Source organism: Phaeovulum sp., from assembly GCF_047638075.1.
In the GTDB taxonomy this organism is placed as follows: domain Bacteria; phylum Pseudomonadota; class Alphaproteobacteria; order Rhodobacterales; family Rhodobacteraceae; genus UBA6197.
This window is the reverse complement of sequence record NZ_JBLJBV010000001.1, coordinates 97308-113741: the sequence shown is the minus strand read 5'-3', so window position 1 is coordinate 113741 and position 16434 is coordinate 97308. Positions and strand designations below refer to the sequence as shown.

The 16434-nt window shown below is 60.5% G+C and carries 20 protein-coding genes; 15 read left to right on the top strand and 5 right to left on the bottom strand.

Features of this window, described 5'->3' with window-relative positions; genetic code table 11:
- From ACM62R_RS00510 to ACM62R_RS00460, 11 genes are all read left to right on the top strand, one after another.
- The coding region (locus tag ACM62R_RS00510; protein WP_415182109.1) for an uL15 family ribosomal protein at positions 1-197 on the top strand (197 nt) is incomplete at its 5' end.
- Positions 198-300: 103 nt separating this feature from the next.
- Entirely contained in the window at positions 301-1662 is a 1362-nt protein-coding gene (gene secY / locus ACM62R_RS00505) for a preprotein translocase subunit SecY (protein WP_415182108.1), read from the top strand.
- Between the two features lie 17 nt (positions 1663-1679).
- The gene (locus ACM62R_RS00500) at positions 1680-2336 is read left to right on the top strand and encodes an adenylate kinase (RefSeq protein WP_415182107.1); all 657 of its coding nucleotides are present in this window, start codon (positions 1680-1682) and stop codon (positions 2334-2336) included.
- A 187-nt stretch (positions 2337-2523) separates the two neighbouring features.
- The gene (rpsM, locus tag ACM62R_RS00495) at positions 2524-2892 is read left to right on the top strand and encodes a 30S ribosomal protein S13 (RefSeq protein ID WP_415182106.1); all 369 of its coding nucleotides are present in this window, start codon (positions 2524-2526) and stop codon (positions 2890-2892) included.
- Positions 2893-2907: 15 nt separating this feature from the next.
- A complete protein-coding gene (gene rpsK, locus ACM62R_RS00490; RefSeq protein ID WP_415182105.1) occupies positions 2908-3297 on the top strand; it encodes a 30S ribosomal protein S11 in 390 nt (129 codons plus the stop codon).
- 116 nt (positions 3298-3413) lie between these two features.
- Positions 3414-4430: a DNA-directed RNA polymerase subunit alpha gene (locus ACM62R_RS00485; RefSeq protein ID WP_415182104.1), complete on the top strand. Its 1017-nt coding sequence runs from the start codon at positions 3414-3416 to the stop codon at positions 4428-4430.
- A gap of 132 nt (positions 4431-4562) precedes the next feature.
- Positions 4563-4979 (top strand): 50S ribosomal protein L17, encoded by a 417-nt coding sequence (gene rplQ, locus ACM62R_RS00480; RefSeq protein WP_415182103.1) that lies wholly within the window; start codon positions 4563-4565, stop codon positions 4977-4979.
- Between the two features lie 303 nt (positions 4980-5282).
- A complete protein-coding gene (locus ACM62R_RS00475) occupies positions 5283-5894 on the top strand; it encodes an autoinducer binding domain-containing protein (RefSeq protein WP_415182102.1) in 612 nt (203 codons plus the stop codon).
- A 60-nt stretch (positions 5895-5954) separates the two neighbouring features.
- Positions 5955-6542, top strand: a complete 588-nt coding sequence (locus ACM62R_RS00470; RefSeq protein ID WP_415182101.1) for an acyl-homoserine-lactone synthase — start codon at positions 5955-5957, stop codon at positions 6540-6542.
- A gap of 188 nt (positions 6543-6730) precedes the next feature.
- Entirely contained in the window at positions 6731-7111 is a 381-nt protein-coding gene (locus ACM62R_RS00465; protein ID WP_415182100.1) for an SUF system Fe-S cluster assembly protein, read from the top strand.
- The gene (locus ACM62R_RS00460; protein WP_415182099.1) at positions 7111-7473 is read left to right on the top strand and encodes a HesB/IscA family protein; all 363 of its coding nucleotides are present in this window, start codon (positions 7111-7113) and stop codon (positions 7471-7473) included. Before ACM62R_RS00465 ends, ACM62R_RS00460 begins: the two co-directional genes overlap by 1 nt.
- A 108-nt stretch (positions 7474-7581) precedes the next feature.
- Here ACM62R_RS00460 and lepA read toward each other — a convergent pair whose 3' ends face one another.
- Entirely contained in the window at positions 7582-9381 is a 1800-nt protein-coding gene (gene lepA / locus ACM62R_RS00455) for a translation elongation factor 4 (protein WP_415182098.1), read from the bottom strand.
- A gap of 163 nt (positions 9382-9544) precedes the next feature.
- Here lepA and ACM62R_RS00450 point away from each other — a divergent pair, with 163 nt between their 5' ends.
- Together ACM62R_RS00450 and ACM62R_RS00445 are read left to right on the top strand one after the other, a co-directional pair.
- Positions 9545-9745 (top strand): heavy-metal-associated domain-containing protein, encoded by a 201-nt coding sequence (locus ACM62R_RS00450; RefSeq protein WP_415182097.1) that lies wholly within the window; start codon positions 9545-9547, stop codon positions 9743-9745.
- Positions 9746-9923: 178 nt separating this feature from the next.
- Positions 9924-10226, top strand: coding sequence for a hypothetical protein (locus tag ACM62R_RS00445; protein WP_415182096.1), 303 nt, complete (start codon positions 9924-9926; stop codon positions 10224-10226).
- A 139-nt stretch (positions 10227-10365) separates the two neighbouring features.
- On the opposite strand, the gene ACM62R_RS00440 is transcribed toward ACM62R_RS00445, so the two are convergent.
- From ACM62R_RS00440 to meaB, 4 genes are all read right to left on the bottom strand, one after another.
- Positions 10366-10857 (bottom strand): copper chaperone PCu(A)C, encoded by a 492-nt coding sequence (locus ACM62R_RS00440; protein ID WP_415182095.1) that lies wholly within the window; start codon positions 10855-10857, stop codon positions 10366-10368.
- A gap of 37 nt (positions 10858-10894) precedes the next feature.
- Positions 10895-11248 carry a hypothetical protein gene (locus ACM62R_RS00435; RefSeq protein WP_415182094.1) on the bottom strand — a complete coding sequence of 118 codons (354 nt, stop codon included), beginning with the start codon at positions 11246-11248 and terminating at the stop codon, positions 10895-10897.
- Positions 11249-11410: 162 nt separating this feature from the next.
- Positions 11411-11698: a 50S ribosomal protein L28 gene (gene rpmB, locus ACM62R_RS00430; protein WP_415182093.1), complete on the bottom strand. Its 288-nt coding sequence runs from the start codon at positions 11696-11698 to the stop codon at positions 11411-11413.
- Between the two features lie 235 nt (positions 11699-11933).
- On the bottom strand, positions 11934-12914 hold the full coding sequence (meaB, locus tag ACM62R_RS00425) for a methylmalonyl Co-A mutase-associated GTPase MeaB (RefSeq protein WP_415182092.1): 981 nt from the start codon (positions 12912-12914) through the stop codon (positions 11934-11936).
- A gap of 159 nt (positions 12915-13073) precedes the next feature.
- Between meaB and ACM62R_RS00420 the strand changes: the two genes are divergently transcribed.
- Together ACM62R_RS00420 and hrpB are read left to right on the top strand one after the other, a co-directional pair.
- Positions 13074-13823 carry a DUF3108 domain-containing protein gene (locus ACM62R_RS00420; protein WP_415182091.1) on the top strand — a complete coding sequence of 250 codons (750 nt, stop codon included), beginning with the start codon at positions 13074-13076 and terminating at the stop codon, positions 13821-13823.
- Between the two features lie 9 nt (positions 13824-13832).
- Positions 13833-16286 carry an ATP-dependent helicase HrpB gene (hrpB, locus tag ACM62R_RS00415; protein WP_415182090.1) on the top strand — a complete coding sequence of 818 codons (2454 nt, stop codon included), beginning with the start codon at positions 13833-13835 and terminating at the stop codon, positions 16284-16286.
- Positions 16287-16434 lie beyond the last annotated feature (148 nt).

The following is a 16434-nucleotide window of genomic DNA, read 5'->3' as shown; positions in this document are numbered from 1 at the left end:
CCAAAGCCGAGATCAACGGCGAAGCACTGGTCGTTTCGGGCGTTCTGCGCCGCGTTCTGGACGGTGTTCGGGTGCTGGCCAAGGGTGAGCTGAAATCACCGGTCACGCTGAACGTCCACGGCGCATCGAAAGCGGCCATCGAGGCCGTCGAAAAGGCCGGTGGCAAGCTGGTGGTGGCGACGGCTGCGGCTGAATAAGCGATTGTGGGCGGCGCCTGCGCTGCTTACATAGTCTGAAGTTTTCCAAGTGCCGCCGACCAGAAGACGGTTCGGCGGTGCTTTCATGAAAGAGACCGGGCATATGGCATCTGCTGCAGAGCAAATGGCGGCGAACCTGAGCTGGGGCGCCTTGGGTAAGGCGACCGAGCTTCGCCAACGCATCTTCTTTACGATCGGCTTATTGATCATTTACCGGCTGGGCACATTTATTCCCGTGCCGGGAATCGATGCCGTGGCGCTGAAGCAATTCATGGATGGTGCGGCTGCGGGGTTGGGGGGCATCCTGTCGATGTTCACCGGCGGTGCCCTTGGCCGGATGGGTATTTTCGCCCTGGGGATCATGCCTTACATCTCCGCCTCGATCATCGTCCAATTGCTGACCGCGATGGTGCCAGCGCTGGAGCAGTTGAAAAAAGAAGGCGAACAGGGACGCAAGAAAATCAACCAATATACGCGCTACGCCACCGTTGCGCTGGCGTTGTTTCAGGCCTGGGGCCTGGCGGTCAGCCTTGAGGCGGGTGATCTGGCGCATGATCCGGGCATGTCCTTCAAGCTTGCCGTGGTGGTCACGCTGGTCGGCGGCACGATGTTTTTGATGTGGCTGGGCGAACAGATCACTGCCCGCGGCATCGGCAACGGCATCAGCCTGATCATCTTTGTCGGCATTGTCGCTGAGATCCCAGCGGCATTGGCGCAGTTCTTTAGCCAGGGCCGTTCGGGCGCGATCTCGACGCCGGTGGTGATCGGTGTGATCTTGATGGTCATTGCGGTGATCGGCTTTGTCGTGTTCATGGAGCGCGCGCTTCGCAAGATCCATATTCAATATCCCCGGCGGCAGGTCGGCATGAAGGTCTATGATGGCGGTTCCAGCCATCTGCCGATCAAGGTGAACCCGGCAGGCGTTATCCCCGCGATTTTCGCCAGCTCGCTTTTGCTGCTGCCCACCACGATTTCGACATTTTCTGGCGCCCAGACGGGGCCGATCATGTCGGTTATTCTGGCCTACTTTGGCCCGGGGCAACCGCTGTATCTATTGTTCTTTGTCGCGATGATCGTGTTTTTCACATATTTCTACACGGCCAACGTGTCGTTCAAATCAGATGAGGTCGCTGACAATCTGAAAAGTCAGGGTGGTTTCATTCCGGGGATCCGCCCGGGCAAGAAGACCGAGGATTATCTTGATTATGTTGTCTCTCGGGTTCTGGTGTTGGGGTCGGCCTATTTGGCGGCGGTCTGTCTGTTGCCGGAGATTCTGCGCGCTCAGCTGAGCATTCCGTTCTACTTTGGCGGGACGTCTTTGCTGATCGTGGTGTCGGTGACGATGGACACGATCAGCCAGGTTCAGTCACACCTTCTTGCGCATCAGTATGAGGGTCTGATTGAAAAGTCGCAGTTGCGGGGCAGAAAGAAGCCCGGCGCGAAGAAAGCGCCGAGCCGGCGATAGAAAAGGGCGGGCGGTCCATGATCAATATCATTCTTCTTGGGCCGCCGGGCGCGGGCAAAGGAACCCAGGCGCGCAAATTGGTGGATGATCGCGGCATGGTTCAACTGTCCACCGGCGATATGTTGCGAGAGGCGATGGCCGCCGGCACAGAAATGGGCAGGCGTGTGGCCGATGTGATGAGCCGGGGCGAGTTGGTAACCGATGAAATCGTGATTGGCCTGATCGAGGAAAAGATTACCGGCGGTCAGGGCGCGGGGTTCATCTTTGACGGTTTTCCGCGAACGTTACCGCAGGCAGATGCCTTGGGGGAATTGTTGACGCGGCGCGGTCTCCGGTTGGACGCAGTTATTGAAATGCGGGTTGATGATGCGGCATTGGTCGCGCGCATCACGGGGCGTTTTACCTGCGGTGCCTGCGGCGAAGTTTACCACGATGCGACCCATCCTACGGCGAAGCCGGGTGTGTGCGATGTCTGCGGTTCCACAGATATGAGGCGCCGCGCAGATGACAATGAAGACAGTCTCAAATTGCGGCTGATGGAGTATTACAAGAAAACCGCGCCGCTGATTGGATATTACTATGCGCGCGGTGATCTGTTCACAGTCGATGGCTTGGGGGAAATCGACGCTGTCGGGGCGGAAATAACACGGATCATTGACGCCAGATGTTGCTAATAAAGGCAGGGCGCTTGACGCGGGGGGAGAAACCTTCTAGGTCACGGCGTCTCTTATGAGAATCGTTTTGGTATTCGGGCACGCCCAACACTAAAACACGCAGTGGCCCGAAGGCGGTGCTTTCGGGCTTTCGGTTGTGAAAAAAGGTTCTGGGGTTACGGAACCGCAACAAAAAAGGAAAACACGTTTGGCACGTATTGCTGGCGTCAACATTCCGACGGGGAAACGTGTCCCCATCGCATTGACCTATATCACCGGTATCGGGAACTACGCAGCAGAGCAGATCTGCGAAGCCGTGGGGATCGATCGTACCCGTCGCGTCAACGAACTTTCGGATGCCGAAGTGCTGGCGATCCGCGAGCACATCGACGCTAACCTTACCGTGGAAGGCGATCTGCGTCGCGAAACCACGATGAACATCAAGCGCCTGATGGACCTTGGCTGCTACCGCGGCCTGCGTCATCGTCGCAACCTGCCCGTGCGTGGCCAGCGCACCCACACGAACGCTCGCACCCGCAAGGGCCCTGCGAAAGCGATCGCTGGCAAGAAGAAATAAGGGGAGGGTTCGCTAATGGCACGTGATAAAACCCGTATGAAGCGCAAAGAGCGCAAGAACATCGCCACCGGCGTTGTCCATGTGAACTCGTCCTTCAACAACACCAAGATCCTGATTTCTGACGTGCAGGGGAACGCGATTTCGTGGTCCTCCTCGGGCACGATGGGCTTCAAGGGCTCGCGTAAGTCAACGCCCTACGCGGCGCAGATGGCCGCCGAGGATGCTGCCCGCAAGGCGCAGGAACACGGCATGAAAACCGTTGATGTCGAAGTGCAGGGCCCCGGTTCGGGCCGCGAATCCGCGCTTCGGGCGTTGGCTGCTGCCGGTCTGAACGTCACCTCGATCCGTGACGTTACCCCGATGGCACATAACGGTTGCCGGCCGCCGAAACGTCGCCGGGTCTGACCATCATTATTCGGCCTAAGCCGCGCGAGATCCGCGCGGCTTAGGTCATACGCATTTACCCTCGGGTGTCCTGGACTTACGGACATGGGTCTGGGACTGGAATGGAGGCGGAACGCATGATCCACAAGAATTGGGCAGAGCTGATCAAGCCGACACAGCTTGACGTGAAGCCGGGCAACGACCCGCAGCGTCTGGCTACGGTGATCGCCGAGCCACTGGAGCGTGGCTTTGGCCTGACGCTCGGCAACGCGCTGCGTCGGGTGCTGATGTCGTCGCTGCAAGGCGCGGCCATTACCTCGGTGCAGATTGATAATGTGCTGCATGAGTTTTCCAGCGTTGCCGGTGTGCGTGAAGACGTCACCGACATCGTGTTGAACCTGAAAGGTGTGGCGCTGCGGATGGAAGTCGAAGGGCCAAAGCGCCTGTCGATTTCGGCCAAAGGCCCCGGCATCGTTACCGCTGGCGATATTTCGGAATCGAACGGCATTGACGTTTTGAACAAGGAACATGTGATCTGTCACCTCGATGATGGTGCCGATCTGTTCATGGAACTGACCGTCAACACCGGCAAAGGCTATGTCGCCGCTGACAAGAACCGCCCGGAAGATGCGCCCATCGGTCTGATTCCGATCGACGCGATCTATTCGCCGGTGAAAAAGGTCAGCTACGAAGTGCAACCGACCCGCGAAGGTCAGGTGTTGGACTATGACAAGCTGACGATGAAGGTGGAAACCGACGGTTCTCTGACCCCGGATGATGCCGTGGCTTATGCTGCGCGCATCTTGCAGGACCAACTGGGTATCTTCGTCAACTTTGACGAGCCGGAATCAGCCTCGAAGGCGGATGCGGACGACGGGTTGGAGTTCAACCCGCTGCTGTTGAAGAAGGTCGACGAGCTGGAACTTTCGGTCCGTTCGGCAAACTGTCTGAAGAACGACAACATCGTCTACATCGGGGATCTGATCCAAAAGACCGAGGCAGAGATGCTGCGCACACCGAACTTTGGCCGCAAGTCCTTGAACGAAATCAAGGAAGTGCTGTCGGGTATGGGGCTGCATCTGGGCATGGAAGTCGAGGATTGGCCGCCGGAGAATATCGAAGATCTGGCCAAGCGTTTCGAGGACCAGTTCTGATGACAGAAAAGGGGGCGCGGGTTACACGCCCCCCAAATGCCCGGTGAGCCGGGGAATTCTGGCGAAAGCCCAAGGTGAGCGACCCATGTGAGGGTTGCCGGACAAAGTAAAACGAGACGATAGGAGAATATCATGCGTCACGCCCGCGGTTACCGCCGCCTGAACCGGACCCACGAACACCGCAAGGCATTGTTTGCCAATATGTGCGGCTCGCTCATTGAACATGAGCAGATCAAGACCACGCTGCCGAAAGCCAAGGAACTGCGTCCGATCATTGAAAAGATGATCACGCTGGCCAAGCGCGGCGATCTGCATGCCCGCCGGCAGGCCGCCTCGCAGCTCAAGCAAGACCAATATGTTGCCAAGCTGTTCGAGATTCTTGGGCCGCGCTACAAGGACCGCGCGGGCGGCTATGTGCGCGTTCTGAAAGCGGGCTTCCGCTATGGCGACATGGCCCCGATGGCGATCATCGAATTTGTGGATCGCGATCCCAACGCCAAGGGTGCCGGTGACAAGGCCCGTGTTGAGGCGGAAAACGCGGACGCGTAATTCCTGCACCGTGGCCGGAACGACGAGAATCCCGCCCTCTGGCGGGATTTTTCGTTTGACGGGGCGGGCACGCGCTGCAGGCCCTGTGTGGCCCCCCGTAGGCCCTGATTCTGGGGTAAGTGGCACGCGTGTCCGCTGGCGATCCAATCGCCGCTTCTTGGAAACTCCGCGCGTCCAATAGGTGCCTCTGACCCTGATCGCCGGCCGCCACGCTGGTATATACTCCAACGAATACAGTTAGTTTTAGGTTGACGACCTTTCGGGGAACCTGTCTAAAAGGATAGGTGATCAGGAAATTTTCTTATGTTGGCCAAAAGCTCGATCGATCTTCAACTACATGAACTCGCCCGAGCAGCCCCATCCGGTTATTACATCGGAGTGCACATTCGGCTGGCGGCTCCACTGATGACGTTCATGACATATCCGCAAGCCTGGACCGATCATTATACCGAACAAGGTTTTGCGCTACGCGACCCGACGATTGCCTGGGGGTTTTCTGAGACGGGTGCGGTGCGGTGGAGCGCGATGACGATTCCTGATCCGTTCGGTATATTGGTGCAGGCCGCGAATCACGGCCTTCGTTACGGTGTTACCCTGTCATGCGGTCCGATTTCGTCGCGCACTATTGCTTCGGTCGCTCGCTCCGACCGAGAATTTTCCAGCGAGGAAATCTCAAAGGTTCTATCTATCGTGCAACAGTTGCATGAAATGACAGAGCCCCCGGAAAGCCTGACTAAAGCCCAAATTGAAGCCCTGCGGCTGATTGCAGCAGGAGATCGCCACGCGGCAGCTGCCGCCAAGCTTGGCATATCAGAAAGTGCGTTGAAGGCACGCCTCTTGGCCGCGCGTGAGCGGTTGATGGCGCGCACCATGGCCGAGGCCATTCAACGTGCCAAAGACTCCCGGCTGCTTTAACCGGCAGGTCTCCTAATACGCAGGGACACGAGTTCCTCAACCCACCTGGAGACTGCTGCCATGCAAATCACCACACTTTCGTTTGAAAACATGCACAACCACGGCGAGCTTTTCGCAAACCTGTTTCGCGCGCGAAAGGAGAGCTTTATCATTCAGAAAAAATGGAAGCTTCCTGAAGCCCTTGGCATGGAATTCGACCAGTATGACACGCCGCAAAGCCGTTGGATTGCGGTCCACGAATTTGGCGAGGTGTTGGCCGGTATCCGGCTGACGCCGACCACCGCGCAATGTGGGATCTACAGCTATATGATCCGCGATGCGCAGCGGGGGCTGCTGGATTCGATCCCTGCCGATCTGTTGGAGGCCGATGCGCCAGTTGCGGAAAGCGTGTGGGAATGTTCGCGGGTATTCGTGTCGAACAAGACACCGATGGCGAATCGCCTTCGGGTCCACGCGATGATGATCGAAGCGATGGTCAAAACCTCACGCGATCTGGGGGCCACGCAGATCCTGGCGCTGACGGCGGCCAGTTGGCCGCTCTGGACGGTGCGCTGCGGGCTGGACACCCGGGCGGTCGGGCGCAAGGTTTATATCGACGATGGGTATTACCAGTGCGTCGCCTTTGATCTTAGCGCCAAACTGCACTGATTATGCAGGGGGGGCAGTATCGCGCCACAAATTGGGCGATGCTGTCCCGGCCGCGACCGGGGCGGCTTCAGGCAAATATCAACGTGCTGATGGGTCTGTTACAACAAGTGACTGCAGACTGAAAAGCTGCCTCTGGACGTTTGCCTGATAATTCCTATATATTCACTCGACAATAGCGCGAGATGACCATGACCGCCAATACATATGCTTCCGATTTCGCTGCCCAACCCGAGGGCACCCCGCTGATCCGGCCCTCCACAACCGAACATCCACTTTATGAAGCGGTGGTGGAGGCATGTCGGAGCGTTTTTGACCCTGAAATTCCGGTCAATATCTATGATCTGGGCTTGATCTACACGATTGAAATATCGGCCGAGAATGAGATTGAGATTATCATGACCCTGACTGCGCCTGGCTGTCCTGTCGCGGGCGAAATGCCCGGCTGGGTTGCCGACGCCATAGAGCCGCTGGCAGGCGTCAAACAGGTGAACGTGCAGATGACGTTTGAGCCGCAGTGGGGCATGGACATGATGTCGGATGAGGCCCGGTTGGAATTGGGGTTCATGTGATGTTTGCTGTTCCCGGCAAATCGCCCGTTTCGCTTACGCCCCGCGCGATCGAGCAGATCATCGCCTTGATGACGCGCGAAGGTGCTGCAGGATTGCGTATCGGCGTGAAAAAGGGCGGTTGTGCGGGCATGGAATACACCATGGAAATCGCGGCCGAGGCGGCCCCCATGGACGTGGTGGTGGAAGAGGCCGGCGCGCGGGTGTTGATCGCCCCGATGGCGCAGATGTTTTTGTTTGGCACCGTGATTGATTATGAAATCGGGTTGCTGGAATCCGGCTTCAAGTTCATCAACCCCAACGTCTCAGAGGCGTGCGGTTGCGGTGAGTCGATCAAATTCAAGGATATGCCTGAATCCAATTAGGCGCCGCGCAGGTCTAACGGCAGGGGTAAGCGCCGCCATAAACGCGGGGCGCGGCTCTCAGCTTTGGGCCCACCGGGCAAATCGCATCCGATGGGCCCAAAGATACCCCTAGTTGTCCATTTTCAGCGCGTTGATGAATGCTGTCTGCGGAATCTCAACCTTGCCGAATTGACGCATCTTCTTTTTCCCGGCTTTCTGCTTTTCCAACAGCTTCTTTTTGCGTGTCGCATCGCCGCCATAGCACTTTGCGGTCACGTCCTTGCGCATTGCCGAAAGCGTTTCGCGGGCGATCACGCGGGCGCCGATAGCTGCCTGAATCGGGATTTTGAACATATGCCGGGGGATCAGCTCTTTCAGCTTTTCCACCATCGCACGGCCGCGAGCCTCGGCGCGGTCGCGGTGTACCATGGTTGACAGCGCATCGACCGGCTCGTCATTCACCAGGATCGACATTTTGACAAGATAATCCTCGCGGTATTCCGTGATCTGGTAGTCAAAAGACGCATATCCCTTGGTCACCGATTTCAGACGGTCGTAGAAATCAAAGACCACCTCGGCCAAGGGCAGGTCGTAAACCACCATTGCCCGCGATCCGGCATAAGTCAGATCCATCTGGATGCCGCGACGGTCCTGACAAAGCTTCAGCACGTCGCCAAGGTAATCGTCGGGCACCATGATCGTCGCCTTGATGCGCGGCTCTTCGATGTGGTCGACATAGGTCAGGTCGGGCATGTCGGCGGGGTTGTGCAATTCGCGGATTTCGCCATCGCGCATGTGAAGGTGGAAAACCACCGAAGGCGCGGTGGTGATCAGGTCAAGGTCATATTCGCGCTCCAGACGGTCACGGATGACCTCAAGGTGCAGCAGCCCCAAAAAGCCGCAGCGAAAGCCAAAACCAAGCGCCGCCGATGTCTCCATTTCCGATGAAAACGACGCGTCGTTCAACGTCAGCTTTTCAATAGCGTCGCGAAGTGCCTCAAAATCGTTGGCGTCCACCGGGAACAGGCCGCAGAAAACAACCGGTTGCGAAGGTTTGAACCCCGGCAGCGGCGCGGCGCAGCCCTTGCGTTCGTGGGTGATGGTATCGCCCACGCGGGTATCGCGGACCTGCTTGATCGAGGCGGTGAACACGCCGATCTCGCCGGGGCCCAGTTCGGGAATATCAACCATCTGCGGCTTTAGAACCGCCAGTTTGTCGATCCCGTACAGTGCGCCGGTCTGCATCATCTTGATCCGGTCGCCCTTGCGGACGATGCCATCCATCACGCGGACCATGACCACAACGCCAAGGTAGCTGTCATACCAGCTATCGACCAGCATCGCCTTTAGCGGCGCATCGCGGTCGCCCTTGGGGGCGGGCAGGCGGGTAACAATGGCTTCCAGCACGTCCGGAATGCCAAGGCCGGATTTGGCCGAAATCAGAACCGAGTCGGACGCGTCAATGCCGATCACATCTTCGATCTGTTCCTTTACCCGGTCCGGTTCGGCGGCGGGCAGGTCGATCTTGTTCAGCACCGGCACGATTTCGTGGCCCGCATCAATTGCCTGATAGACGTTGGCCAATGTCTGCGCCTCGACCCCCTGCGATGCATCGACCACCAAAAGCGAGCCTTCAACCGCCCGCATCGACCGCGACACCTCATAGGCAAAGTCCACATGGCCGGGCGTGTCGATCAGGTTCAGCACATAGGTCTTGCCGTCCTTTGCGGGGTATTCGATCCGCACGGTGTTGGCCTTGATGGTTATTCCGCGCTCGCGCTCGATATCCATGGAGTCCAGAAGCTGGGCCTTCATGTCACGGTCGGCCACCGTCCCGGTTGACTGAATCAACCGGTCCGCGAGGGTGGATTTTCCGTGGTCGATATGCGCCACGATCGAGAAATTGCGGATGAGATCAAGCTGGGTCATGGCGCGCATATAACCTGTCCCTGTTGGCCGGGGAAGGGGGCATGAACGGGTAAACGCAGATGCCTTGATTTGTGGTATTTCGGGTGGTTTCGGGGTGACGCCCCGATGTCCCGCCGGCGCGTTGACCTTTCGCGAATGAAGGCGCAAATATTGGCCATTCTGAATGGAGGCTGCGATGATCCTGTCGGTTCCTGAAATGTCATGTGGCCATTGCAAAGCCACGATCGAGGCGGCGCTGGCCGCTGTGGGTGCAAAGGCCGATTTCGACCTGCCTAACCACGAGGTTGAGGTTTCGGGCCTGCCCGCCGCGACTGTTTTGGCCGCGCTGAAAGGCGCAGGATACGAGGCCGAGGTGATCGGCTAGATCTGTCCTGCCCAATTCTGGGGGGTGATTGTCAGGTTGCCCCTATGGGTTGTGATGCGCGGGTTTGGTGCCGAAAAACCTATATTTCATTGAAAATTAGGGCGGGTAGGGTTAGGGTGCGCTACGAACAACAAAATGTGCGGGGCCACGGTTGCCGCACCGATGAGGGGCAAGAGCGATGAAAACTACCTTATTGGCAGCAGCGTTTCTGATGGCCGCGGCACCGATGGCCTTTGCCGGGCCGATTGATTCGGCTTGTTTATCGGGGGGCCGGTCACAGGCGAATCGCGCCTTGTGCGGCTGTATCCAGCAGGTCGCTGATCAGACGCTTAGCCAGTCCGATCAGCGCCGCGCGGCCAAATTCTTCAAGAACCCGCATCAGGCGCAAGAGGTTCGTCAATCTGGCCGGGCGTCAGATGAGGCGTTCTGGCAGCGCTACAAGAATTTTGGCGTAACCGCCGAAGCCTATTGCGCCGGCTGAGCCTGCCTGGCACCGCGAAAGACAAAGACACCCTGCGGGGTGTCTTTTGCGTTGGGTCAAGGCCCCCGCCAATGCGCAAAACGCGTCATGGCGGGGAATCGTCAGCCAGGGCGATGGCGCGCAGGCCGCGCCGTTGCGGTCAGTTCGCGGGGGCAGAGCCCTTTTCTTTCATCGGCATATTGTGCCCGTCCATCTTCGCCCCGCGCTTAAGGTCTACAGGAATGTCCAGGACCATTTCGCCCGCCTTTTCGAAGGTCAAGGTAAGGGTGACGGTATCGCCATCACTCAATTGACGATTAAGCCCCATGAACATCACATGGTCGCCACCGCGTTCCAGCGCGTGGCCGCCATGCGCCGGGATGGCAAAGCCTTCGGGCACCTCGACCATCTGCATGACGCCTGCAGCGTCAGAGATATGGGTGTGCAACTCAACTTTGACCGCGACATCTGAGGTGGCCCTGATCAGGCGGTCATCGGCATCGCCGGTATTTTCAAACTGCATGAAGGCCGCGCCGGATTTCGACATCGGCGTGGCGACGCGGGCATAGGGATCAACCACGGTGATATCTGCGAACGCGGGCAGCGCAATAAGGGCCGCCGAGGCCGCCAGAAACGATTTGAGAAAGGTCATTTTATATCCTGTTGTCTGAGAGGTTTTTGAAACGGGCTCAGACGGACAGGGGCGGATCGCGGGCGCGTGGGCTGGGCAGGGTGCGCGAGGCGGGTGTAAAGGTTTCGGACCGGTCAAGGGATTGGGCGCGGGTATCTGGGGGGGCAGGAAGCGCGGGGGCGATACTAACCGCCGACATCAGCGCCAGAACCATATCGGGGCAGATATGGATCGGGCCGGTTGGGGCGCCGTTTTCGTCAACGAGGGCCGTGGTCAGCCCATAGCCGGTGCAGATCACGATTTCGCCGGCGACACGGGTCTGCCCCCGCGCAACAGCCATCGTCAGGCTGGTCGCGGCAAGCACCAGCGCAAACAGCAGCGCCATACCTATGCGGACGTGTTTTCGCGTCATGGCAGCAGCATAGCCAGCGTTCCAACGCTTGGAAAGGCGGCAACTTGGCAGGGGCACTGCGCGGCTATCGGGCGGCGGATGCACAGCGCCCGCAACGCCTGCTCAGCTCCAACGCAAAAACCCCGCATAAAGCGGGGCTAATGCAATTCTGAGCGCGATCAATCAGGCTGCGGCAACAGCCTTGGCGATGGCTTTTTTGATCTGTTGCGCGTTCACCGACAGTTCGCTGTCATTGGCCTTGGCAAGATAGGCATCCAGCCCACCGCGGTGGTCAACCGAACGCAAACCGGCCGCCGAGATGCGCAGTTTGAACGACTGGCCCAGCACATCCGAGATCAGCGTAACGTCGTTCAGGTTCGGCAAGAAGCGGCGGCGCGACCTGTTGTTCGCGTGGCTTACTTTGTTGCCCGTCATCGGGCCTTTGCCGGTCAGTTCGCAAACGCGCGACATGGCGATCATCCTTCGTTCATCGGGCCGCTGGTGCGGCATACATAACATAGGCAGGCATCGCGGCGGCGCTGCCCGGAATTCCGTTGGGGCGGGATAAGGGCAAAGACCGGCGCCGTCAAGCGATTCATCGGTGTTTGCATTGTGCCGCGTTCATTTCATTCTCGCCCTTATATCCCCGAAGAAGGTATTTGTGCAACGCATCAAAGCCTCTGGCATGGGTATATGATCTGTCAGGTCAATTCCCGTTCAGACTGGCAAGCATTTCGGCGGCGGCCTTGGCGGGGGCGGTCTGACCCTCGGCCACGCGATCGCCAAGCATGGACATGCGGGCGCGGGTGACGGGGTCCTGGGTCAGCCGGGCCAGCAGCCCCTCGCGGACTTCGGCCTCGAACCAGTGGCGGGCCTGTTCTGCGCGACGTCTGGTGAAATGGCTGGTTTCGCGGCGCCACGCGGCAAGGTGCTGCATATCCTTCCACGCGGCCGCCAGCCCCTCATTGGCAAGCGCCGAGACGGGCACGGCCTTGGGAAAACCTGCCGGATCCTGCGGGCGTTTGCGCAAAAGCCGCAGCGCCCCGGAATAATCTGCCACGGTGCGCAGAGCGGCTGGCTTAAGGTCGCCGTCGGCCTTGTTGATCAAAATCAGATCAGCCATTTCCATGATGCCACGTTTGACGCCTTGTAGTTCATCCCCCCCCGCCGGGGCCAGCAGCAGGATGAACAGGTCCGACATTTCCGCGACGAGTGTTTCAGATTGGCCCACGCCAACTGTTTCAATCAGCACCACGTCAAAGGCCGCCGCCTCGCACAGGGCAATCGCTTCGCGGGTGCGGCGTGCGACGCCACCCAGATGCGTTTGGCTGGGCGAGGGGCGAATATAGGCCAGCGGGTCACGCGAAAGCCGCTCCATCCGGGTCTTGTCCCCCAGAATAGACCCGCCCGAGCGGACAGAACTGGGATCAACAGCCAGCACCGCCACGCGCAAACCCTGCGCCGTCAGCATCAGGCCAAAGGCTTCGATAAAGGTGGATTTGCCCACCCCCGGCGTGCCCGAAAGCCCGATTCGCAGCGCCTGCCGGCCTGCCGGGGCCAAACGTGCCAACAGTTCGGCGGCGGCAAGGCGGTGATCGGGGCGAGAGCTTTCAACCAGCGTGATGGCGCGGGCCAATGCGCGGCGGTCTTGGGCCAGGATTTGCGTGGCAAGTGTGGGCAGGTCCATGGGCGGGGCCTTTGGTGTTAATGACGGTGCCGCCAGCAAATGCGACGGGCGCACGGGTTTGTCACGGAACGTGACAGGCGCATGGGTTTCTTGCCCGCTTGCAACCGTGTATGTCCATAGCCAAGGCCCGTTTTTCCGGGTGTGTAAGTAGGAGTATCCATGTTTAGCCCCTATTTTGCTGTATCTGCGGTTGTGATGCGGCGTTTTGTCGGTGTCATCGCGGTTGCTGTGCTGCCCGTGGTGGCGATGGCCCAGCAAGTGGACAATGCCGTTTTTGATTTGACGCTGCGGGGGCTGACCGCTGGTCAGCTGCATGTGAATGGCAAGCTGGTCGGCAACGCCTATGCCGCCAAGGGGGTGCTGCAAAGCTCGGGCTTGCTTGGAATGGTGCGCAAGGTTCGCTATGACGCCAGCGTATCGGGCCGCTATGCGGGCGGGAAATACACCCCCGTCAGCTATGCCGAAAAGGCCGACACCTCAAAACGGCAGTCGGAATCCGTCATGGCCTACAGGGCAGGGGTGCCGCAGGTAACGACATATAACCCGCCGCGCGATCCGCGCCCGGGGGATGTGGACCCGGCAACGCAGGGCGGCACGATTGACCCGCTGACCGCGCTTTATGCCGTGGTGCGCGATGTTCCGGCGGCCGAGGCATGCACCCTTAAAGTGACGCTTTTCGACGGCAGGCGGCGTTCGCAAGTCGTGCTTAGCCCCGCTGAAACCGCTGGCAAGGGCGTGACTTGCGCCGGTGAATACCGCCGCCTTGCAGGATTTTCCGATAAGGAAATGGCTGAAAAAGTGCGCTTTCCGTTCCGGCTGACCTATGCCCCGGCGGGTCAGGGGATGTTGCGCGTGGTCGAAATTTCGATGGATACGCTCTATGGCAAAGGCGCGCTGAAACGGCGATAAGCGGGGGGTATGACGCCCCGCTTGCCCATTGATGACGCGCTGCCTGCGCTGATCCTTGCCCTTCGCGCCGAGGGCCGGGCGGTGCTGGTCGCACCGCCGGGTGCGGGCAAGACGACGCGTGTGCCGCTGGCCTTGTTGCCCGAGGTGACCGGCAAGATCCTGATGTTGGAGCCGCGCCGCCTTGCCGCCCGTGCCAGCGCCGAACGGATGGCCGAAACCCTGAGCGAGGGCGTGGGCGAAACCGTCGGTTACCGCGTGCGCGGCGAGGCAAAGGTATCGCGTCAGACCCGGATCGAGGTGGTCACCGAGGGTATCTTGACCCGGATGATCCAGACTGACCCCGAGCTTTCGGGCATCGGCTGCGTGATCTTTGACGAATTTCATGAACGCTCCCTTAATGCCGATCTGGGGCTGGCTTTGGTATGGGAGGCGCGCGGCGCCCTGCGCCCCGATCTATCGTTGGTGGTGATGTCGGCCACGCTTGAGGCCGCCCCGGTGGCCGCGCTTTTGGGCGACGCCCCGGTGGTGCGATCAGACGGGCGCGCCTATCCGGTCGAGACGCGCTGGCTCGCGCGGCCGCCCGCCAAAGGTCTGCGCTATGAGGCCGGCATGGCGGGGCTGGTGGCCGAAGCCGTGGCCGAGGCCGAGGGCGGCATTCTGGTGTTTTTACCCGGCGAAGGTGAAATCCGCCGGGTTGAGGGGCTGCTGAAGGGCTGCTTGCCAGAAAGCTGCGTGATCCGTCCGCTTTTTGGCGCGATGGAGTTCGGGGCGCAGCGCGCCGCAATCGGGCCGGTAGGGGCGGGGCTGCGCAAGATCGTCTTGGCCACCGCCATTGCCGAAACCAGCCTGACAATCGAAGATATCCGCGTGGTGATCGACGGGGGCCGCGCCCGGCGCGCCCGGTTTGACCCCGCAAGCGGCATGGCCCGGCTGGTCACCGAGCGCGTCAGCCGGGCCGAGGCCACGCAGCGTCGAGGCCGTGCCGGGCGCGTGGCCGAAGGCATTTGCTACCGCTACTGGACGCGCGGCGAAGAGGGCGCGATGCCCGCCTTTGCCCCGCCTGAAATTGCGGTGTCTGATCTTGCCGGGCTGGCGCTGGAACTGGCGCTATGGGGCAGCGATGGGGGCGATCTTGCGTTTCTGACCCCGCCGCCGGCGCCAGCGCTGGCCGAGGCGCGGGCATTGCTGGAAGGTTTGGGCGCGCTTTCGGGCGGGCGGATCACGCCCCATGGCCGGGCACTGGCGGCGCTGCCGCTGCATCCGCGTCTGGCGCATATGCTGGTGCTGGCGGGCCCCGAGGCCGCCACCTTGGCCGCTCTTCTGGCGGAACGCGATCCGCTAAAGGGCGCAGGCGCGGACCTTGCGTTACGCATCAGTGCCCTGCGGGATCCGAAGAAATACGAATCCGACCACCCCCACCCGGTTAACCGCGGCGTCGTTGACCGTATCCGGCAAGAGGCGCGGCGGCTGGCGCGCATGGTGTCTGGCGGCGGTGGCCACACGCTGGCCGAAATGGCGGCACTGGCTTACCCTGACCGGATCGGGCTGCGCCGCGCCCAACCTGCGGCGGGCGAGGGGGCGCGCTATGTGCTTTCGGGCGGCAAGGGCGCGATTCTGACGCCAACCGATGCGCTTGCATCGTCGCGGTTGATCGTGGCGACTGATCTGGACGGTGACGCGCGAGAGGCAAAGGTGCGCCAGGGCATCGCGCTTGGCGATGCGAGCCTGCGGCGGCTGTTTGCGGATCAGATCCGCTGGGTCGAGGTCTGCGAATGGTCGCGCCGTGACGGTCGCGTGTTGGCCCGCAAGCACGAGGTGTTTGGCGCGCTGGTGCTGGAGGACCGGATCTGGGACGCCCCCGACGACGCCGTGGCCCGTGCGGCCCTTGACGGGGTGCGGGCGATGGGCCTGCCGTGGGCGCCCGCACCCCGGCGCTACCGCGCGCGGGTTGAATTGCTGCGCCGTGAAGGGGCCGACCTACCCGATTTCACCGATGCAGGGCTGCTTGGGCGGGCGGAAATCTGGCTTTTGCCCTATCTGGGCAAACGCCGGTCCGAGGCCGATCTGCGCAGCCTTGATTTGACCGAGCCGCTAAAGGCCGCGTTGACGTGGGATCAGGCGCAACTGGTCGACCGGCTGGCCCCGTCGGCCTTTGTCACGCCCTTGGGGCGACGTGTGCCGATTGACTACGAAGGCGGGTCCCCAAGCATCGAGCTGCGCCTGCAAGAGCTGTTCGGCGTGACCGTTCACCCCACCGTGGGGCCACGGCGGCTGCCACTGCGGATCACGCTTTTGTCGCCCGGCGGCAAGCCGGTGCAGGTGACGATGGACCTGCCGGGGTTCTGGGCCAATTCCTACGCAGATGTGCGCAAGGACATGCGCGGCCGCTATCCGCGCCACCCCTGGCCCGAAGAGCCGCATCTGGCCGAACCCACGCTACGTGCCAAACCACGCGGCACCTAAGCGGCCCCACATATACCCAGCCCCGAAGAACGATTTTTTGCGCGTAAAGGTGCGGTCAATCCATTGATCAACGATCAGCAAATCCCCCATGTACAAAACTCGCTCAGGAACCGTGCGGCTGATATCGCCGCCAGATGCTTGATCCCTA